Source organism: Pelomonas sp. KK5, from assembly GCF_001984095.1.
Lineage (GTDB): Bacteria > Pseudomonadota > Gammaproteobacteria > Burkholderiales > Burkholderiaceae_C > KK5.
Genome location: NZ_LYVQ01000133.1, coordinates 1 through 18,099, shown reverse-complemented (window position 1 = coordinate 18,099; position 18,099 = coordinate 1). Strand labels below are relative to the sequence as shown.

The following is an 18,099-nucleotide window of genomic DNA, read 5'->3' as shown; positions in this document are numbered from 1 at the left end:
CTGTGCCAGATGCTGGTGGCCCGCGGCGACGCACAGCGCGGCCTGCGCCGCTGGCCCGATGCGGCGGTCAGCTACCGGCAGTGCGCCCGCCTCGCCTGGGAGCACCTGCTGCGGCTGGAGCTGGCCTTCGCGCTCTGGTATCTGCCGCATCCGCTGGCCCACCTGCGCGAGCCGGAGCCGGCGCTGCGCATCGCGGCGGCGGCCGAGGCGCTGTGGCTGGGCAGCTTCGGCTGCCTCAGCGAGACAGACCGGCGCGACATGCGTCGCATCCGCCGGCTGGCGGCCCGCCAGCTGGACTCTGCCCGGGTACAGGCGCTGTGGGCGCAGGCCGCGGCCGCGCCGCTGGCAGACGCCGTCACGCTGGCGATCAGCTGAAGCACCGACTAACGCTCGCCTAACGGCGAAGTTCGACGCTCTCTCCGTCCGCACCACCCGAAGGAGACTCGCATCATGCTTCGCACCCTGCTCGCCGCCAGCACGCTGGCCGGCTTCACGCTGCTGCCCCAGGCCGCCACGGCGGCCGGCGACAGCCTGTCCACCCACTACACCGACTTCACCAGCTGGACCCTGTTCGGCAGCGCCACCGCGTCGAACATGACGCCCGGCAACGGCTTCACCTACAGCGACCTGATGCTCACCGCGCCCGGCGGCAACGGCCAGGTCGGCGCCGGCTTCGCGCCGACCGCGCTGGCGCTGGACTTCAACGCGCCCTTCTTCTTCGACTTCAACTTCTTCATCGCCGGCAACGAGCTGCGCGGCGACGGCATGACCTTCACGCTGTCCACCACCGCGGCAGCCGGCGGCACCGGCAGCTCGCTCGGCTACGAGGGGCTGGACCACAGCGTGGCGCTGGCGATCGACACCTTCCACTTCGACGGCGAGCCGGTCTCGCCGAGCCTGCAGATCCTGCGCAACGGCGACACCACGCCGGTGGCCGTCACCGAGACCGGCCTGGGCGACGCGATCCGCAACGTGCCCTTCCAGTCCTACGCCAGCCTCAGCTACAGCCCTTCAGGCAACGGCGACGCCACCGGCACGCTGGTCGGCTTCCTGCAGGTGTACACGGCGGACGGCGATCCCTCGCAGTTCCAGACCTTCAGCGTGCAGGCCAGCGTCGACTTCAGCGACCTGGCCGGCAGCCCGCTGTTCTACGGCTTCACCGCCTCGACCGGGGCGGCCACCGACGGCCATTTCGTGACCTCGGCGATGCCGGTGCCCGAACCCGGCAGCGCGCTGCTGCTGGGTGCGGGGCTGGCCTACGTGGTGAGCCGCCGGCTTACTCGACGGCCTTGAGCATGTCCTCGACGACCTTCTTCGCGTCGCCGAACACCATCATCGTCTTGTCCATGTAGAACAGCTCGTTGTCCAGGCCCGCGTAGCCGGCGGCCATCGAGCGCTTGTTGACGATGATGGTCTTGGCCTTGTAGGCCTCCAGGATGGGCATGCCGTAGATCGCGCTGCCCTTCACGTGCGCGGCCGGGTTCACCACGTCGTTGGCGCCCAGGATGATGGCCACGTCCGCCTGGCCGAACTCGGCGTTGATATCTTCCATCTCGAAGACCTGGTCGTAGGGCACCTCGGCCTCGGCCAGCAGCACGTTCATGTGGCCGGGCATCCGCCCTGCAACGGGATGGATCGCGTACTTGACCGTCACGCCCTTCTCGGTGAGCTTGGCGGCGAGTTCCTTCACCGCATGCTGGGCGCGCGCCACCGCCAGGCCGTAGCCCGGCACGATGATCACGCTCTCGGCATTGCCCATCACGAAGGCCGCGTCGTCGGCGCTGCCGCTCTTGACGTTGCGCTGCTGCTGGGCGCCGCCGGTGGCTGCCGTGGCATCGCCACCGAAGCCGCCCAGGATCACGTTGAAGAACGAGCGGTTCATCGCCTTGCACATGATGTAGCTCAGGATCGCGCCCGAGCTGCCCACCAGGCTACCGGCGATGATCAGCATCGCGTTGTTCAGGCTGAACCCGATGCCCGCCGCCGCCCAGCCGGAGTAGCTGTTGAGCATCGAGACGACGACCGGCATGTCCGCCCCGCCGATCGGGATGATCAGCGTCACGCCCAGCACGAAGCCCAACAGCACGACGAGGCCGAAGTCCATCTGCGACTGGCTGTGCCAGAAGCCGAAGATGAAGAACACCGCGGCCAGGCCCAGCAGCGCGTTGACCGTGTGCTGGCCCTTGAACACCACCGGCGCGCCCTGGAACAGGCGGAACTTGCTTTTTCCCGAGAGCTTGCCCCAGGCGATCACGGAGCCGGTGAAGGTCAGTGCGCCGATGAAGGCGCCCAGGGCCAGCTCGATGCGGTTGCCGCCCGGGATGACGCTGTCGCCCTTGGCCGCGATGCCGAAGGCCGAGGGCTCGCTGGCGGCGGCGGCGGCGATCGCCACGGCAGCCAGGCCGATCATGCTGTGGAAGAAGGCCACCAGCTCGGGCATCTTGGTCATCTCGACCGTCTTGGCCCGCCAGGCGCCGTAGCCGCCGCCGGCCACCAGGCCGATCAGCACCCAGCCCAGGCCCATGGCGCTGCCGCCGAGCTTGAAGATCAGCGCGACCGTCGTCAGCGCGGCGATGGTCATGCCGGCCATGCCGAAGACGTTGCCGCGGATGGAGGTGGTCGGGTGCGAGAGGCCCTTGAGCGCCTGGATGAAGCAGACACTGGCGAACAGATAGAGCAGGACGACGAGGTTCATGCTCATTTGGCGGCCTCCGTCGTGGCCTTCTTTTCCTTCTTCTTGAACATCGCCAGCATCCGCCGCGTGACGAGGAAGCCGCCGAAGATGTTCACCGCGGCCAGCGCCACGGCGACGACGCCCATGGTCTTGGCAAACGGCGTCTCGGTGAGCGCGGCGGCCAGCATCGCGCCGACGATGACCACCGCGGAGAGCGCGTTGGTCACCGCCATCAGCGGCGTGTGCAGCGCGGGCGTGACGGTCCAGACCACGTGGTAGCCCACGTAGATGGCCAGCACGAAGATGATCAGGTTCGTGACCGTGTGGTTGACGATGTCGAGTTCCATGGAATGTCCCCGGAGAGTTACTTGCGCTTGACCTCGCCACCCTGCGTCATCAGGCAGGCGGCGACGATGTCGTCGTCCATCGGCACGTTGAAGGTGCCTTCCTTGGTCAGCACGAGCTTGAGGAAGTCCAGCACGTTGCGCGCGTAGAGGGCCGAAGCATCGGCGGCCACCAGCGCGGGCAGGTTGGTCTCGCCGACCAGCGTGACGCCGTGCTTGAGCACCGTGCGGCCGGCCTCGGTCAGCGGGCAGTTGCCGCCGTTGGGCGCGGCCAGGTCGACGATCACCGAGCCGGGCTTCATCGCCTTGACCATGTCCTCGGTCACCAGCACCGGGGCGGCGCGACCGGGGATCAGCGCGGTGGTGATGACCACGTCGGCCTGCGCCACGCGCTTGGCGACCTCGACCTTCTGGCGATCGAGCCAGCTCTGCGGCATCGGCTTGGCATAGCCACCGACGCCCTCGGCCGCTTCCTTCTCCTCGGGCGTGTCGTAGGACACCTCGATGAACTTGGCACCCAGCGATTCGACCTGCTCCTTGACCGAAGGACGCACATCCGAGGCCTCGATCACCGCGCCCAGGCGCTTGGCCGTCGCGATGGCCTGCAGGCCCGCGACGCCGACGCCCAGGATCACCACCCGCGCGGCCTTCACCGTGCCGGCCGCGGTCATCAGCATCGGGAAGAAGCGCTGGTACTTGTCGGCGGCGATCATCACGGCCTTGTAGCCGGCGATATTGGCCTGCGAGGAGAGCACGTCCATGCTCTGCGCGCGGGTCGTGCGCGGCGCGGCTTCCAGCGCGAAGCTGGTGAGGCCGGCGGACGCCAGCGCCTGCAGGCCGTCCCGGTCGAAGGGGTTGAGCATGCCCACCAGCGCGGCGCCGGACTTGAGCAGCGTCAATTCCTCGGCGCTGGGGCTCTTGACCTTCAGCAGCAGGTCGGCCTGATAGACCGTGGCACGGTCGACGATCTGCGCACCGACCGCCGCATAGGCCTCGTCGGTGACGCTGGCGGACAGGCCCGCACCGCTCTCCACGCGCAGCGTGTGGCCTTGCGCGACCAGCTTCTTCACCGTTTCCGGCGTGGCGGCCACGCGCGTTTCTCCCGCCGCGCTCTCGCGCGGTACCCCGATCAGCATAGGAAGCGCTCCCGTGTTCGAATAGCGGACTGCGGCGCAGCTTACACAATAGGTTCAGCGTGCGGCATACGGACAAGCGTGAAAGCGACAGTTGATGAACAACGAACGTTGGCGGCCCAGTGTGACGGTGGCCGCGGTGATCGAGCAGGAAGGACGCTTCCTGCTGGTCGAGGAAGTGACTTCCGAGGGCCTGATGCTGAACAACCCGGCGGGCCATCTGGAGCCCGGTGAGTCGCCGCTGGAAGCGGTCGTGCGCGAGGCATTGGAAGAGACCGGGCGCCCCTTCGCCGCCGATGCGCTGCTGGGCCTGTACCTCTCGAGAACCCAGCGCCCATCGCGATCGGAGGACATCACCTACCTGCGCATCGCCTTCAGCGGCAGCGTGGGCGAGCCGATTGCCGGCTGGGTGCTGGACAAGGGCATCGTGCGCACGCTGTGGCTCACGCCGGACGAGATCCGCGCCGCCGCGCACCGCCTGCGCAGCCCTCTCGTCCTGCAATGCATCGACGACCATCTGAGCGGCCGGCGGCTGCCGCTGGATGCAATTCATTCGGACAATTCTCTGTACATGCCGCAGGTCAAGAACTGAGCGGAGGAAAACTGCTATGGACAGCGACGAGCAGCAGATCCGCGCCCTGGTGGCGGACTGGATGCGGGCCAGCAAGGCCGGCGACGTGGACCATGTGCTGGGCCTGATGACCGAGGACGTCGTCTTCCTCGTGCCCGGCCGCGAGCCGATGCGCAAGGCCGAGTTCGCGGCGGCCTCGCGGGCCCAGCAGGGCGCGATGGAGATCGACGGGCGCAGCGAGATCCAGGAGGTCTCGGTCAGCGGCGACATGGCCTATGCCTGGTCGAGGCTGCAGGTGACCGTCACGCCCACGGGCAAGCCGGCGATCGAACGCAAGGGCCACACGCTCACGGTGTTCCGCAAGGAGAACGGCCGCTGGCGGCTGGCGCGCGACGCGAATCTCCTTGCCTGAGCCCGGTTGTGCCCGCTTTGGGACAATCGGAGCCATGAGCTCCCCCAAGCAACGCATCGTCGTCGGCCTGTCCGGCGGCGTCGATTCCGCCGTGACTGCCCACCTGCTGAAACAGCAGGGGCACGAGGTCGTCGGCATCTTCATGAAGAACTGGGAAGACGATGACGACAGCGAATACTGCTCGTCCAACATCGACTTCGTGGACGCCGCCGCCGTCGCCGACGTGATCGGCATCGAGATCGAGCACGTCAACTTCGCCGCCGACTACAAGGACCGCGTCTTCGCCGCCTTCCTGCGCGAGTACCAGGCCGGCCGCACGCCCAACCCGGACGTGCTCTGCAACGCCGAGATCAAGTTCAAGGCCTTCCTCGACCACGCGATGCGCCTGGGCGCCGAGAAGATCGCCACCGGCCACTACGCCAGGGTCCGTCGGCATAACGGGTCAGTTCAGCTGCTCAAGGGCGTGGACCACACGAAGGACCAGAGCTACTTCCTGCACCGGCTGAACCAGCAGCAGCTGGAGAAGACGCTGTTCCCGGTCGGCGAACTGAGGAAGACCGAGGTTCGCCGCATCGCAGAGGAGATCGGCCTGCCCAACGCGAAGAAGAAGGACTCGACCGGCATCTGCTTCATCGGCGAGCGGCCCTTCCGCGAGTTCCTGAACCGCTACCTGGCCCACCAGCCCGGCCCGATCAAGGACGAGCGCGGCCGCAAGATCGGCGAGCACGTGGGCCTGTCCTTCTACACGCTGGGCCAGCGCCAGGGCCTGGGCATCGGCGGGGTCAAGGACAAGGGCGCCCAGCGCGGCGGCGGCGAGCACGCGCCCTGGTTCGTCGCCCGCAAGGACATCGAGGCCAACACGCTGGTCGTCGTGCAGGGCCACGACCATCCCTGGCTGCAGAGCACGAGCCTCGTCGCCGACGACATCAGCTGGACCGATTCGCAGCCGGCCGACAGCGAGATCGCGGCCAAGACCCGCTACCGCCAGGCCGATTCGTCCTGCCGCTTCACCGGCGAGGGCGAGCAGCGCTTCGAGCTGCGCTTCGCCGAGCCGCAATGGGCCGTCACGCCCGGCCAGAGCGCCGTGCTGTACGACGGCGAGGTGTGCCTGGGCGGCGGCGTGATCGCCAGCGCCGCGGCATGACCTCGGGCACGCGGCGGCGCCTCCGATCTGTGGCACCCTCGCGCGCTTGAACAAGCTCGACCGACTCCTCTCCCGCATCGCCCAGCCCTCGGTGGTGCTGCGCGCCGCCGCGCTGGCCGTCTGCCTGCTGGAGCTGGCCTCGGCCGCGGCCACGCTGCTGGGCTACCGCACCGATGCCTACGACGGCGTCGTGCCCGCGCTGTGGCTGCGCCTGGGCGGCTCGCCCAATGCCCCGCTGCTGCTGCTGATCTGCCTCACCCTGCTGGGCCTGTTCGCCTGGGCCTACTGGCAGCTGGCGCGCGACAGCCGCGCCGACCGGCCGCTGCCGCATGCGCTGGGGCGCATCCTGCTGATCGACGCGCTGGCGCTGGCGGTGACGCCGGGCCTGCCCTTCCTCGTCACCGCGCTGGCCGCGCTGCTGCTGCGGGTGCGGCCCGCCCTGTTCTTCGCCCTGGGCCAGGTCTTGCTGAACCTGCTGCTCTACTGGTTCCTTCCGCAGGCCGCCGCTCAGGCCCCGCAGGACGTGCCCGCCTGGTTCGACAGCCTGGGTCTCCTGATGGCCATGCTGGCGCTGCACGGCATGGCCTTCGGCCTGGGCCGCATGGCCGCCGACGAGGCCGAGAAGCGCCGCTGGCTGCAGGCCATGCTGGCCGAGCGGCTCAGCGCCGAAGCGCTGCAGGCCGAGCAGCTGCGCTACAGCGAACGCACGCTGATGGCGCGCGAGCTGCACGACGTGGTGGGCCACCACCTGACCGCGCTGAACCTGCAGCTCCAGCTGGGTAGCGCCTTGCTTCAGCGGCAGGATCCGGCCGGCGCCGCACAGGCAGTGGACAAGGCCCGCGAGGGCGCGGCCCGGCTGCTGGCCGACGTGCGCGAGGCCGTCTCGCGCCAGCGCAGCGAGCCGCGCATCGACTTGAGCAGCGCGCTGCAGGCGCTGGCCGACGGCATCGCCAGCACCCGGGTGGAGCTGGACATCGCCCCCGAGGCCCGCGACCTGAGCCCGCGCGTGGCCCATGCGCTGCTGCGCTGCGTGCAGGAGGCGGTGACGAATGCAGTGCGTCACGCGCGGGCCGCCCATGTGCGGGTCACGCTGGCCGTCGACGGCGCCAGGCCTGACAATGCCGAGGTCCGGCTGAGCATCGAGGACGACGGCCCCGGGGCCGCCCGCCTCATGCCCGGCAACGGCCTGAAGGGCATGGCGGAGCGGATGGCCGAGCTCGGCGGCAGCATGCAGGTGGTGCAGCATGCCGGGCCGGGTTTCCGGATCGAGCTGCGCTGCCCGCGAACCGCCTGAAGAACCGTCCGACTTGTGACCAATCAAGTGACCATGGCAATCAAGATCCTGCTGGTCGAGGACCAGCAACTGGTGCGAGAAGGGCTCAAGGGCCTGCTGGCGCTGAGCGATGAGCTGCAGATCGTCGGCGAGGCCAGCGACGGCGCGGAGGCGCTGCAATGGCTGGCCGCCGCCGGCGAGGGCCTGCCCGACATCATCCTGTCCGACATGCGCATGCCGCGCCTGGACGGCCTGGGCCTGATCCGCGCGCTGGCCGCGCGGGCCTGGGCGATCCCGGTCGTGCTGCTGACCACCTTCGACGATGCCCAGGCCTTCGACGAGGCGGTGCGCGCCGGCGCGCGCGGCTTCCTGCTGAAGGCCATCAGCCCTGACACGCTGCTGCAGGCGCTGCGCGACGTGCACGCCGGCGGCACCGCGCTGCGCCCCTCGCTGACCACGCGGATGGAGCGCCACGGCGAGCCGCTGGCCTTCGCGGCGGCGGACCAGCCCGACGCCCTCTCGCCCAAGGAACTGCAGGTGCTGCGCCTGGTGGCCAGCGGCCGCAGCAACACCGAGATCGCCGCGCTGCTGGGCAACAGCGAGGGCGTGATCAAGAACCACTGCTCGGCCATCTTCTCGAAGATGGGCGTACGCGACCGCACGCAGGCGGTGCTCAGGGCGATCGATCTGGGCTGGATCTGAGCAGCGCGTCGCGGCGCTGCTCGGGCGTCGCGCCCAGGTGCAGCACCCAGAAGCGCGCGTAGCGGGTGCCGCCGTCGGTACAGGCCAGGCCCACGTCCTGGAACTCCGGCTGCATCAGGTTCGCGCAGTGGTCGGGGCTGGACAGCCACTGGGCCAGCACGTCGTCCAGGTCCTGCTCGCCGGCGGCGATGTTCTCGCCAGCCCGCTGCACCCGGTAGCCGGCCGCACGCAACCGCGCCGGCAGCGTGCGCGAGACCTGACCCTCGTGCGTCACCACGCCCCGCTGCGCCAGCTCGTCGGCGAACAGCCGTGCCGAGCCGGCCAGCATCGCGTTCCAGCGCAGCGGCGGCGCGGCGGCCATCGGCTGGCCGCCGCAGACCTGGGCGCGGGCGCGCAGCGCGTTCACAGCGGCCAGCGCCTGCTCGGCCGCGGGCTGGCAGTCCGCATGAGCCCAGGGCAGCGCGAGAGCCAGCAGGGCGGACGGCAGGATGCGCATGGATCGGATGTTAGGTCCTAACGTCGTATCTCGACGCATGCAACCCTCCTGCATCGGCGCACAATCGCTGCTTGCTGCCCCGCTCACGCCAGGAGCCTCCGATGCCCGCGACGATGATCCCCAGCCTGCGCTACCAGGACGCCCCCGCCGCCATCGACTGGCTGGCCCGCGCCTTCGCCTTCGAGGCCGGCCTGGTGGTGCCCGATGGCGAGGGCGGCATCGCCCACGCGCAACTGGTGATGCGCGACGCCAAGCGCGGCGATGCGATGGTGATGCTGGGCTCGGTGCGGCCGGGCAGCGAGTTCGGCCGCTGGGTGCTGCAGCCCGGCGAATGCGGCGGCCGCTCGACGCAGTGCCCGTACATCGTCGTCGACGCCATCGATGAGCACTACGAACGCGCCTGCGCGGCCGGCGCCGAGATCGTCATGCCCATCGCCGACCAGGACTACGGCGGCCGCGTCTACACCTGCCGCGACCCGGAAGGCCACCTCTGGTGTTTCGGCAGCTACGACCCCTGGGCCGAGTCAAGTTGATACCTTCCTTAACTTGCCTCGCCGGGGGGCATGGGGGACGATGCCCACATGAACAAGCATTCCCGTTTTCTTCGCCCCCTGCTGCAGCGCCTGGCCCTGGCCGGGCTGGCCGGCATGGCGGTCGCCTGTGCGGCGGCCGATGACGGCACCACGGTGCCCAACCAGTCTTCCGCCCAGCTGATGAGCAAGGTGCAGTCGCTGATCGGCGATGCCGAGTGCGACCATCCGACGCAGTGCCGCGTCGTCGCCGTCGGCGCGAAGGCCTGCGGCGGCCCGAGCGGCTACCTGGCCTGGTCGCAGAAGGGCACGGACCAGGAGACGCTGGCCGCCGCGGTAGCCGCGCAGTCCGCGGCCGAGCGCCGCGAAGTGCAGGCCGCGGGCATGCTGTCCGACTGCCGCATGCTGACCCCGCCCGCCGCCACCTGCCGCCCGCGCGTCAGCGACGGCAAGAAGACCTGCCAGCTGGGCCTGGGCGGTGCGGGCCGGCTCGACTGATCTTTCGCCCGCCGTCCTTCCTTCATCGATCAAGCCCCCGCGGCCCTGGCCCCGGGGGCTTTTCTTCTTCGTCCGGCGCCAACGAGAAAAAGGCCGCACACCTTGCGATGTGCGGCCCGAGCGACCGCCCTCGCGGGCGGTGCAGTGCGCTCTTCTGTCTTACTGCGGTGCGACCTGGGCCACGCCCTTCTTGCTGTCGGAGGCCGGGGTGACGGTCTCGGACGGCGTGTTCGGGGTCGTGTCGATCGTCAGCGAGGTCGCGGCGGCCGGCGTGGCGCTGGCATCCAGGAACATCGCGCCGCCCACATAGCGGTGGCTGGTCTGCAGGCCGGACCAGCTGATGCCGGCCGTCGAGGAACCACCGGCATAGACGGTCGTCGCGACCGCAGCGTTGAACGTGCCACCGGCGGTGTCGCCCGACTTGACGATCCAGCTGGACAGCTTGTGCGTCATCGGCGCGGTACCGGCATAGGCAGCCACGCAGACACGGTAGTCACCGGCGGCGGGACGCAGGATCTCGACGGTCTCGTGCGAGGTGCCGCTGCCCGAGATCGTGGTCGTGCCGTCCGGCGCCACCACGGCCAGGTCGTTGTCGTCGCCGGTGCTGCTGACGTCCGCATTGCGCAGAGCGAAGCGCGCCACGATGGTGTTGGCCGGGATCGTGAAGCTGTACTGCGCCAGCGCCGCGTTCGGCACGCCGGACTTGCAGGCGACACCGACATCCAGCGCGGTGTTGGCCACCAGCGTCGTGACCGGGCCGAGCGTCACGTCCTGGATGCCCTTGGCGACGGTCATCTTGCCGGCGTAGCCGGTGCGGACCGTGAAGGTGCGGCTACCGGAGAGGACCGTGGCAGGAGCCGCGGCGGCCGGAGCGCTGATCGAAGAACCCTTGTAGGCCAGCATCGGGCTGCGGACCACGTGCGTGCCGTCTGTCCAGCTCAGCGAGCCGTACATCCAGGTGAACTGCGGGGTCGAGGCACCCGGGGTCATCGTGACGGTGAAGGACTTGGTCTCGCCCGGGTTCAGCGTCAGCGAGGCCGGCGAAACCGCCACGGAACCCATGCCCGGCAGCGAAGCCGTCGAGGTGTAGGTGGCGGCAGCGGTGCCCACGTTGGTGACGCTACGGGTGACGACGGTCGGGCCGACCATCGTGCCCACGGTGATCGACGGCAGGTTCAGGTTGTAGGTCTGGTCCAGCGTGCCGTAGGTCGAGCAGTCGGAAGCGGAGACCAGGCTCTTCTGCGTCAGGCACTGGTACTTGACGAAGTCGGCCTTGCCCATGTCGTAGACCAGGCCCGGATCCATCGCCTTGTTCGGCTGGATGAAGCCGGCGCCCTGCGACCAGGGCAGCTTGCCGTTCTGCATGCCGGTCAGGCCGTCGTCCAGCGTGTCCATGGCCGAGGTCATCAGCGCGGACTTGATCGCGGCGGGCGACCAGGTCGGGTGCGCCTGCTTCAGCAGCAGCGCGATGCCAGTGACGTGCGGGGTGGCCATCGAGGTGCCGTCGTACGAGGCCCAGGCGTTGGGGACCGGGCTCAGCGTGGCAGACGTCATCTGCGTGCGCTGGGCCTGGGTCAGGGCCGGGGTCACGGCGGCGATCACGCCGACGCCGGGAGCAGCCACGTCCGGCTTCAGCACGTTCGAGTCAGCCAGGTTGGGGCCGCGGCCCGAGAACGAGGCGATCGTCGGGGCCGGCTGCTTGCCGGCGTAGAAGGCGGTTTCCGAGGCCGTGGCGCCGGCACCGGCGCTGACCGCGTAGGACTTGATCAGGGCGCCGTCGGCCGCGCTGACGTGGACCGTCGGCACCGAGTGGACTTCCGACACCAGGCCGGCGCCGTTGTCCACCTCGACCATGCCGACGCCGCCGGCGTTCAGCACGGCCAGGCTCTTGTCGACGCGGGCATTGGTGCCGCGGGTGCAGATGACGATCTTGCCGGCGACCTTGGCCGGGTCCAGCAGCACCTGGCCCGCGGCCGAGGCGGCGCTGGCGGCGCTGAAGCACAGGTTGGCGGCACCGCCACCCAGGCCCACGTCTTCGGCGCGGACCAGCGAGGCGCTCGGCAGGGCGTTGACGTTCAGCGAAGCGCCGCTGTACTTGGCGCCGTTGCCCAGGTTCACGTCGCCGGCCATCAGGCGGTCGTGCGTGGCGGCAGCGACGGTCGTCAGCCAGGGGCTCGGGTGGTTGGCGGTGTTGCCCGGGCCGTCGTTGCCGGCGGCGGCAGCGACGAAGATGCCGGCCAGCGCAGCGCGGTAGAAGGCCTGCTCGACGATGTCGTTGGTGGTGCCGGTGGCGCCGCTGATCGAGTAGTTGATCGAGTTGACGCCATCCTTGACCGCGTCGTTGATCGCCAGCAGCGAGTCGGCGGAGGAGCAGGCATTCTGGCTGCCCGTGCCGTCGGTGGCGGCCGCGTTCACGTAGGTGAAGCAGACTTTGTACGAGGCGATGCGGGCGCGCGGGGCCATGCCGGAGGCATTGCCCATCGTGATGCCATTGACGACGGCCGGAACCAGGCTGTTGCCGGCAACGGTCGAAGCCGTATGGTCGCCGTGGCCGCCGTGGCCGGTGGCGCCGCCCAGGTCATCGCGCGGCGAGTTGAAGGAGGTCCAGTGGAAGGACTTGCCCGCCATCAGGTTGGCGCTGTAGGACTTGGCGCCGATCAGCTTGTTGTTGCAGGCGGTGGCCGGGTCGAAGGCATCGCCGGCGACGCAGCTGCCGGTGAAGGTGGCCGGCGGCGGGCCGTAGGCCAGGGTGCCGCCGCTGAAGGTCGGGGCGCCGGTGCCGTCCACGCGGTCGGCGTAGGCGGGGTTCTCGGGCCAGATGCCCAGGTCGACGTTGCCGTGGACCATGCCCTCGCCCTTGACCTTCAGGCTGTTGGCATCGGTCTGCGACCAGATGCCGTTGGCGGCGGTCAGGCCCAGGAAGATCGGGGTGGTGATGGTGACCGGGTTGACGATCTGGTCTTCGGCGACCAGCGCCACGTTGGCGTTCAAGCTCAGTGCCTGCGCCTGCGCGGAGGTCAGCATGGCGGTGAAGCCGTTGACGACGGTGTCGAGCTGGCTGATCGGGGCGGTGGTGCTGACGGTGGACAGCACCTGGATCTGCTTGTCGCGCAGGTAGCCGCCGTAGGCCAGCGCGGCCGGGCTGCGGCCATTGAAGGCAGTGCCGGCGACGGCCTGCGTGGCGGCGTAGCCGGCGGTCGTGCCCTGGTAGGTGGTGGTGGGTTCTTCCTTCAGCTGGACGATGTAGACCTTCGCATCGGACTGGGCCTGGGCGGCGGCGCCGGACAGCAGCACCAGCGCGGCGATGGCGGTGGACTTGAGTTTCATCATGGTGTTCTTGTTCCTCTGGATGTTCTTGGCTCTGTGGCTCAGGCGGCGTTGTTGCGGCGGCGGCGGACGATGCCACCGACGGCGCCGAGGCCGGCCACCATCAGCATCCATTCGGAAGGTTCGGGAACGGCCGAGACGTCCAGTGCGATGTTGTCGATCGCGTACTGGCCCTTGTCGGACTTGAAGGCCGCACAGCTGCCCGAGGTCGGGTTGCAGTAGTAGGCGTAGAAGAACAGGTCGGTGACGGCCGCATTGTTTAGGCCAGCGCCCGAAAGGTTGCCCCAGCTCCCCAGCGCCTGGCCACCGGTCAGTGTGCCGGCAGCGGTTGTCGTGATGTTGACGAAGGAGCCGCTGCCGCTCACAGGCGCGGCATAAACCGTATACCCCAGCATCGTGCCGTCGGCGGTGTAGCTGTCGGCTTCAACGGCGAAATACATGGCAGTCGAGCCGGCGGTGTCGCCCGAGGCCTTCAGGAAGGCGACCTGTGCGCTGCTGAAGGAGATGCTGGTCAGCGTCGGCGAGCCGTTGTAGATGTGCAGCAGGCCGTCGTTGTCAATCTGCAGGTAGTCCGTCGAGTTGTTGGACGCACAGGGGCCGCCATCCAGGCAGGAGCTGGGATCGGCAGCGCGGCGGATCGAGCCGAGCAGGCCGTCGCCACCGCCCACATCCTGCGTGTTGATCACATAGTTGCCGATGGCCAGTTGGTCACCGCCAAGGAAGATGTCGCCCAGGGGCAGGCTCGACGTGTCGACTCCCTCGAAGTCGATCACATACGCATTCGCCGCGCCGGCGCAAAGCAGCGCAGCCGCTGCGCCCATTGCAGATTTCGTCCAGAAACTCTTCATGTTGAAAACCTCTTTTTTGAACCAATGGTCGTTTGGTGCGCACCGTTTTGAGGATTTGTTTCCCTGGTCTTGCCGAGTTCCACGCAGTTCCCCAACTGCACAGAAATCACTTAGTCGTGACTTGTGCATGAATTTATTGTGCTCATGGGGGTTGACAACGACATAGCGAGTTGCCCATCCCCGCGACCAAGGGGTACACAGGGTTAGACCCGACAAGTCTCAAATTCGAGACTTGTCTAGGTGAGTTATAGGGGTCGCGTTCGGCGCCGAAATTAAGGCAGCGGCGCCGATCCTGGGACACTCGCGGGCGTGGCCGGAGCGTCTGCGCGAGGTGCGATAAACGCCCAATCTTTCGCCTGGGAAACGGGCGTCCCCTCATCCTGGTGCGTGCGCAACAGCGGATGTAACGAGCGGCTACGCACCGCATTGAAGCGAGTAGGGTCTCCGGGCACCGGCACCAGTTCCCAGTCGGCCGCGTTGGTGAACGGGTCGACATAAATGCGGCGCAGGTGATAGCGGATCTTTACGCCGCGACGGTCGATCAGCAGGTCTTCCAGCGTGCGCGGGTACTGCTTGATGGTCGGGTCCGGCGAAGCGGCGACGTAGCTCGCGATGGCGCGCGCGATCTCGTTGCCGCGGAACACCAGCTCGGCCTCGCGTTCGCGCTCCGCGGCGTTGCTCCAGCTCTGCCCCAGCGCCGCCAGCGCTGCCGCCGTGATGGCGACGAAGAACAGCATGACCAGGTAGCTGAAGCCCGCCTGGCTCCTCGTCAAGTCACGCCGCGGTGACTTACCAGTCGGCATACAGCCGTCCGTCGGAGGCGCGGCCGGCGGCGCCGCTGCGCACGTCATAGAGATTGCCGGCGCTTTGCGCGTCAGGTGGCGGCATGACCTCCACCCACTGGTCGCGCTTGCCGCTCAGCGGGTCCTCGGGGATCTCGCGGATGTAGTGCAGCTCGGCCAGCTGCCGCAGCGAGTCGGGGTACTTGCCCTTGTCGGCCACATAGTGGTCGATCGCGTCGCGCATGGTTTCCAGCGAGGTGCGCAGCGCGGTCTCCCGGGACTTCTGCAGCCCGCCGAAATAGCGCGGCGCGGCGATCGAGGTCAGCAGCGCGACGATCGCCATTACGACGATCAGCTCGATCAGGGTAAAGCCGCGCTGCGGGTGCTTCTTCGTCATCATGACGTCTACCAATCCCTGTAGCGCGAACCATCCAGCCCGCGCTTCTCCGAACGTGAGTACACATCGAACACGTCCGCCCCGGGACGCGGCGAGTCGGGCGGGCTGTCGGCGCTGCGCAGGCCCCAGCTGTCGGCCGGCGCCAGCGCCGGGTCGGCGAAGGGGTCGCGCGGCACGCGGCGCAGGAAGTAGATCCTGCGGCCCTTGACGGACTTGGCGTCGGCCACGCCGGCCGCCAGCGCGTCGAGGCTGGGCGGGTAGCCGCTGGCGTCGGCGGCATGGGCGACCTGCCCCTCGTCGGCCGCCTTCTTGTAGGCATCGATCGCCGTGCGGATCTGGCGCAGCGCCTGGCGCAGCTCGTGCTCGCGGCTGCGCTGGGCGGACATCTGCAGCATCGGGCGCGCGGCCGCCGCGAGCACGCCCATCATCGCGAGGACGACGAGCATCTCGATCAGCGTGAAGCCGCGCGCACGCGCCGCAGGAGCCGGCCTCACTTGGGCATTTCCACCGTCAAGAGGCCCACGCCTTCCGCGCGGGCGGCGGGCTGCTCGCCGTTGGGCCCGGTGGCCACCAGGTTGCCGACCTCGATATTGGTCACCTGCCCGTTGGCCGCCGGCAGCGCCCGCAGCACGACGACCTTCTCGCCGCGCGCCGGCAGCTCGATCGGCAGCAGGCCCGGCGATGCGCCGGGCACGATCTGCGGCAACTGCAGCTTGGCGGCGTCGTAGCTGATCTCGCCCTTGACCGCAAAGCCGCTCTCGTTCTTCAGGCTCACCGAGACGGTGCCACCGGCCGGCGTCGAGGGCGTGACCTCATAGCGCACCAGGGCTTCGCCGGCCATCGCCGACGGCTGCTGTTGTTGTTGCTGTTGCTGCTGCTGGGACGCGCTGCCGGCACCTTCGATCAGCGAGGGCACGCCAGGCCGGCTGGCGATCTGCGCCGCCGTCAGCGCGCCGCCCACGCGAGCGGCCGGGCGGATGATGCTGCTGAACGAGCCCGGCGAAGCGTCGGTGCCGCCGGCCACGCGGGTGACGCCGCTGTCCGGCAGCACCAGGTTGCGCACGATGTGCGGGGTGATCAGCATCACCACCTCGGTCTTGCTGCGGTTCGTGCCCTGCACGCCGAACAGCTTGCCCAGCAGCGGCAGCCGGGACAGGCCGGGGATGCCATTGGACGTGCCGCGGTCCTCGTCGTTGATCAGGCCGGCCAGCACCTGCGTCTCGCCGTCGTTCAGGCGCAGCGAGGTGGTGCTCTGGCGGGTGCCGACCTGGTAGGCGGTGGTGCCGCCCGGGCCGGTGACCTGGTTCAGCAGGCTGGAGACCTCGAGGTTCAGCTTGATGATGACGTCGTTGTCCAGCTGCACCGAGGGCTCGACCTCCAGCTTCAGGCCCACGTCCAGGTAGCTCACCGAGGCGGCCACCGAAGTCTGGCCGCTGAAGTTGGTGGTGGTGGTGAACACCGGCACCTTCTCGCCGATCACGACCTTGGCCTTGTCGTGGTTGCGGACGCGGATTTTCGGGTTGGCCAGCAGGTTGGCGTCGCTGGCGTTGCCGGTCATCGTGGCGACGATGGCCGGGTTGGCGATGCTGGCGCGGAACTTCAACGGGCTCGTGTGGCCGAGGACCACGGAGTCCGGATACTTGCCCGTCGAACTGTCCATGAAACCGATCTGCGCGGAGGTCGGCCATTGAAGCCCCAGCGACTCCACCTTGTCCGAGGCCAGCTCCATCACCTCCACGTCCAGCATCACCTCGGGCTCCGGCAGGTCCACCGAGGCGACCAGCTTCTCCACCAGGCGCACCACCTCCGGCGTGTCACGCACGACCAGCAGGTTCAGCCGCTCGTCGATATGAATGTCGCGCACCTTGGCGATCGTGCGCACCATGCCCTGTACGGTCTTCACGTCCGCGTTGGTCAGGTAGAGCGTGCGGGTGACCAGCTCCTGGTGCTCGCGCTGCTTGGCGGCGGTGGCCGGATAGATCAGCACCGAGCTCTCGTTGAGCAGCTTGCGGTCCAGCTGCTGGGTGCCGAGGATCACGCGCATCGCCTCGTCCAGCGTGACGTTGCGCAGGAAGACGGTGACGCGGGCATCGGGCCGCACGTCGCGGTCGAACACGAAGTTCACCTCCGAGCTGCGCGACAAGGCCTCGAAGACCTGGCGCAGCGGCGCGTCGCGGAACTCCAGCGTGACCGGCTTCTGGAAGGCGGGGCCCAGCGTCATGCCGGCCGTGTCCTCCAGCGGCCGCGCCTGCATGGCCTGGCTCATCAGCAGGCGGGCGGCCCCGTTCTGCGGAGACTCGGCCAGCACCTCGCGGGCCAGGGCCTCGGCGCGATCGGCCTTGCCGTCCTTCAGCAGCGCACGGCCTGCCACGATCTTGGCCTCGGCCTGGCGGCCGCGTTCCAGCTCGGTGTCGAACCAGGCCAGGCGCGGATGCTTGGGGTCGACCTCGCGCAGGCGCTGGACGGACTCGCGCGCCTCGTCCCAGCGGCCGGCGGCGCGCAGCCCGTCGATCTGCAGCACCAGGCGCGTGGCCAGTTGTTCGCGCACCTTGATCTGCGCCATGCGGATCTCGTGGTCCTCGGGGTACTGGCGGGCCGCGGCCTCCAGCGTCATCCAGGCCAGCGGCAACTGGTTGGCCTTGACCTGGTCATCGGCCGTGCGCAGCGCCGGGTTGGCGCAGCCGGCCAGGCCCGCCACGGCGAGCATCCATACGAGAGTGAGCGGCTTGGTCTTCATGATGCTGCGGGGCGGAATGCAATCGTTTGTTTGAGCTTGGCCGGCAGCCAGGTGAGGGTCATGCCGGTGGGGCCGATCTGCTCGACGCGCCACTGGCCGTCGACCACGTCGCCGGCGCGCACGCCGAGGCTGCGCAGCGGGCTGGACAGGAAGGCGACGGTGGCGCCGGGCTCTTCCATGCGGCCGATCAGTTCGTAGGGGAAGGCGGGCGCCGCCGGGGCCGCGACGACC

19 protein-coding genes and 1 pseudogene are annotated in these 18,099 nt (G+C 69.1%); 9 read left to right on the top strand and 11 right to left on the bottom strand.

Translation table 11 applies throughout. The features are described 5' to 3' along the window. Together B0W88_RS33710 and B0W88_RS19820 are read left to right on the top strand one after the other, a co-directional pair. A partial coding sequence (locus B0W88_RS33710) for a hypothetical protein (RefSeq protein ID WP_158080891.1) occupies positions 1 to 375 on the top strand: 375 nt, incomplete at its 5' end. 75 nt (positions 376 to 450) lie between these two features. Continuing rightward, entirely contained in the window at positions 451 to 1,293 is an 843-nt protein-coding gene (locus B0W88_RS19820; protein ID WP_077036360.1) for a PEP-CTERM sorting domain-containing protein, read from the top strand. On the opposite strand, the gene B0W88_RS19815 is transcribed toward B0W88_RS19820, so the two are convergent. From B0W88_RS19815 to B0W88_RS19805, 3 genes are read right to left on the bottom strand one after another with little or no spacing between them, the layout of a single operon-like run. Beyond that, positions 1,277 to 2,701, bottom strand: coding sequence for an NAD(P)(+) transhydrogenase (Re/Si-specific) subunit beta (locus tag B0W88_RS19815; RefSeq protein WP_077036359.1), 1,425 nt, complete (start codon positions 2,699 to 2,701; stop codon positions 1,277 to 1,279). The two genes, B0W88_RS19820 and B0W88_RS19815, sit on opposite strands and share 17 nt — an antisense overlap. Next, positions 2,698 to 3,021, bottom strand: a complete 324-nt coding sequence (locus B0W88_RS19810; RefSeq protein WP_077036358.1) for an NAD(P) transhydrogenase subunit alpha — start codon at positions 3,019 to 3,021, stop codon at positions 2,698 to 2,700. Before B0W88_RS19810 ends, B0W88_RS19815 begins: the two co-directional genes overlap by 4 nt. A gap of 17 nt (positions 3,022 to 3,038) precedes the next feature. Next, positions 3,039 to 4,154 carry a Re/Si-specific NAD(P)(+) transhydrogenase subunit alpha gene (locus tag B0W88_RS19805; protein WP_077036357.1) on the bottom strand — a complete coding sequence of 372 codons (1,116 nt, stop codon included), beginning with the start codon at positions 4,152 to 4,154 and terminating at the stop codon, positions 3,039 to 3,041. A gap of 94 nt (positions 4,155 to 4,248) precedes the next feature. Here B0W88_RS19805 and B0W88_RS19800 point away from each other — a divergent pair, with 94 nt between their 5' ends. Genes B0W88_RS19800 through B0W88_RS19780 form a run of 5 tightly spaced genes read left to right on the top strand, consistent with a single transcriptional unit; the run spans position 4,249 to position 8,253 of the window. After that, positions 4,249 to 4,743: an NUDIX hydrolase gene (locus tag B0W88_RS19800; RefSeq protein ID WP_077036356.1), complete on the top strand. Its 495-nt coding sequence runs from the start codon at positions 4,249 to 4,251 to the stop codon at positions 4,741 to 4,743. A gap of 16 nt (positions 4,744 to 4,759) precedes the next feature. Further along, positions 4,760 to 5,134 carry an SgcJ/EcaC family oxidoreductase gene (locus tag B0W88_RS19795; RefSeq protein ID WP_077036355.1) on the top strand — a complete coding sequence of 125 codons (375 nt, stop codon included), beginning with the start codon at positions 4,760 to 4,762 and terminating at the stop codon, positions 5,132 to 5,134. Between the two features lie 34 nt (positions 5,135 to 5,168). Further along, a complete protein-coding gene (gene mnmA / locus B0W88_RS19790; protein WP_077036354.1) occupies positions 5,169 to 6,278 on the top strand; it encodes a tRNA 2-thiouridine(34) synthase MnmA in 1,110 nt (369 codons plus the stop codon). Between the two features lie 46 nt (positions 6,279 to 6,324). After that, the gene (locus tag B0W88_RS19785) at positions 6,325 to 7,572 is read left to right on the top strand and encodes a sensor histidine kinase (RefSeq protein WP_077036353.1); all 1,248 of its coding nucleotides are present in this window, start codon (positions 6,325 to 6,327) and stop codon (positions 7,570 to 7,572) included. Positions 7,573 to 7,605: 33 nt separating this feature from the next. Continuing rightward, the gene (locus B0W88_RS19780; protein ID WP_077036352.1) at positions 7,606 to 8,253 is read left to right on the top strand and encodes a response regulator transcription factor; all 648 of its coding nucleotides are present in this window, start codon (positions 7,606 to 7,608) and stop codon (positions 8,251 to 8,253) included. Here the strand turns inward: B0W88_RS19780 and B0W88_RS19775 are convergent. Further along, a complete protein-coding gene (locus B0W88_RS19775; protein WP_077036351.1) occupies positions 8,225 to 8,749 on the bottom strand; it encodes a CAP domain-containing protein in 525 nt (174 codons plus the stop codon). The genes B0W88_RS19780 and B0W88_RS19775 overlap by 29 nt on opposite strands. A gap of 101 nt (positions 8,750 to 8,850) precedes the next feature. Between B0W88_RS19775 and B0W88_RS19770 the strand changes: the two genes are divergently transcribed. Both B0W88_RS19770 and B0W88_RS19765 read left to right on the top strand, forming a co-directional pair. Continuing rightward, positions 8,851 to 9,282: a VOC family protein gene (locus B0W88_RS19770; protein WP_077036350.1), complete on the top strand. Its 432-nt coding sequence runs from the start codon at positions 8,851 to 8,853 to the stop codon at positions 9,280 to 9,282. A 48-nt stretch (positions 9,283 to 9,330) separates the two neighbouring features. After that, a complete protein-coding gene (locus tag B0W88_RS19765; protein WP_144006857.1) occupies positions 9,331 to 9,777 on the top strand; it encodes a hypothetical protein in 447 nt (148 codons plus the stop codon). 159 nt (positions 9,778 to 9,936) lie between these two features. Here B0W88_RS19765 and B0W88_RS19760 read toward each other — a convergent pair whose 3' ends face one another. From B0W88_RS19760 to B0W88_RS33705, 7 genes and pseudogenes are all read right to left on the bottom strand, one after another. Beyond that, a complete protein-coding gene (locus tag B0W88_RS19760) occupies positions 9,937 to 13,107 on the bottom strand; it encodes a S8 family serine peptidase (protein ID WP_077036348.1) in 3,171 nt (1,056 codons plus the stop codon). Between the two features lie 38 nt (positions 13,108 to 13,145). Beyond that, the gene (locus B0W88_RS34440) at positions 13,146 to 14,081 is read right to left on the bottom strand and encodes an NF038120 family PEP-CTERM protein (protein WP_198937884.1); all 936 of its coding nucleotides are present in this window, start codon (positions 14,079 to 14,081) and stop codon (positions 13,146 to 13,148) included. A 143-nt stretch (positions 14,082 to 14,224) separates the two neighbouring features. Beyond that, the gene (locus B0W88_RS19750; RefSeq protein ID WP_083748914.1) at positions 14,225 to 14,689 is read right to left on the bottom strand and encodes a hypothetical protein; all 465 of its coding nucleotides are present in this window, start codon (positions 14,687 to 14,689) and stop codon (positions 14,225 to 14,227) included. 52 nt (positions 14,690 to 14,741) lie between these two features. Beyond that, a complete protein-coding gene (locus tag B0W88_RS19745; protein ID WP_077036345.1) occupies positions 14,742 to 15,134 on the bottom strand; it encodes a type II secretion system protein in 393 nt (130 codons plus the stop codon). A gap of 5 nt (positions 15,135 to 15,139) precedes the next feature. Further along, complete coding sequence (locus B0W88_RS19740) at positions 15,140 to 15,625, bottom strand: type II secretion system protein (RefSeq protein WP_077036344.1); 486 nt, start codon at positions 15,623 to 15,625, stop codon at positions 15,140 to 15,142. Further along, a complete protein-coding gene (locus B0W88_RS19735; RefSeq protein ID WP_077036343.1) occupies positions 15,622 to 17,868 on the bottom strand; it encodes a secretin N-terminal domain-containing protein in 2,247 nt (748 codons plus the stop codon). Before B0W88_RS19735 ends, B0W88_RS19740 begins: the two co-directional genes overlap by 4 nt. Continuing rightward, positions 17,865 to 18,099: pseudogene (locus B0W88_RS33705) on the bottom strand (hypothetical protein); the annotation flags it as partial. The gene B0W88_RS19735 and the pseudogene B0W88_RS33705, both read right to left, overlap by 4 nt.

What these genes read in the sequence shown, in the direction of transcription:
- B0W88_RS19820 (WP_077036360.1), top strand. Translation starts at nt 451, where the DNA reads ATGCTTCGCACCCTGCTCGCCGCCAGCACGCTGGCCGGCTTCACGCTG.
- B0W88_RS19815 (WP_077036359.1), bottom strand. Translation starts at nt 2,701, where the DNA reads ATGAGCATGAACCTCGTCGTCCTGCTCTATCTGTTCGCCAGTGTCTGC.
- B0W88_RS19810 (WP_077036358.1), bottom strand. Translation starts at nt 3,021, where the DNA reads ATGGAACTCGACATCGTCAACCACACGGTCACGAACCTGATCATCTTC.
- B0W88_RS19805 (WP_077036357.1), bottom strand. Translation starts at nt 4,154, where the DNA reads ATGCTGATCGGGGTACCGCGCGAGAGCGCGGCGGGAGAAACGCGCGTG.
- B0W88_RS19800 (WP_077036356.1), top strand. Translation starts at nt 4,249, where the DNA reads ATGAACAACGAACGTTGGCGGCCCAGTGTGACGGTGGCCGCGGTGATC.
- B0W88_RS19795 (WP_077036355.1), top strand. Translation starts at nt 4,760, where the DNA reads ATGGACAGCGACGAGCAGCAGATCCGCGCCCTGGTGGCGGACTGGATG.
- mnmA (WP_077036354.1), top strand. Translation starts at nt 5,169, where the DNA reads ATGAGCTCCCCCAAGCAACGCATCGTCGTCGGCCTGTCCGGCGGCGTC.
- B0W88_RS19780 (WP_077036352.1), top strand. Translation starts at nt 7,606, where the DNA reads ATGGCAATCAAGATCCTGCTGGTCGAGGACCAGCAACTGGTGCGAGAA.
- B0W88_RS19775 (WP_077036351.1), bottom strand. Translation starts at nt 8,749, where the DNA reads ATGCGCATCCTGCCGTCCGCCCTGCTGGCTCTCGCGCTGCCCTGGGCT.
- B0W88_RS19770 (WP_077036350.1), top strand. Translation starts at nt 8,851, where the DNA reads ATGCCCGCGACGATGATCCCCAGCCTGCGCTACCAGGACGCCCCCGCC.
- B0W88_RS19765 (WP_144006857.1), top strand. Translation starts at nt 9,331, where the DNA reads ATGAACAAGCATTCCCGTTTTCTTCGCCCCCTGCTGCAGCGCCTGGCC.
- B0W88_RS19760 (WP_077036348.1), bottom strand. Translation starts at nt 13,107, where the DNA reads ATGATGAAACTCAAGTCCACCGCCATCGCCGCGCTGGTGCTGCTGTCC.
- B0W88_RS34440 (WP_198937884.1), bottom strand. Translation starts at nt 14,081, where the DNA reads ATGCACAAGTCACGACTAAGTGATTTCTGTGCAGTTGGGGAACTGCGT.
- B0W88_RS19750 (WP_083748914.1), bottom strand. Translation starts at nt 14,689, where the DNA reads ATGCTGTTCTTCGTCGCCATCACGGCGGCAGCGCTGGCGGCGCTGGGG.
- B0W88_RS19745 (WP_077036345.1), bottom strand. Translation starts at nt 15,134, where the DNA reads ATGATGACGAAGAAGCACCCGCAGCGCGGCTTTACCCTGATCGAGCTG.
- B0W88_RS19735 (WP_077036343.1), bottom strand. Translation starts at nt 17,868, where the DNA reads ATGAAGACCAAGCCGCTCACTCTCGTATGGATGCTCGCCGTGGCGGGC.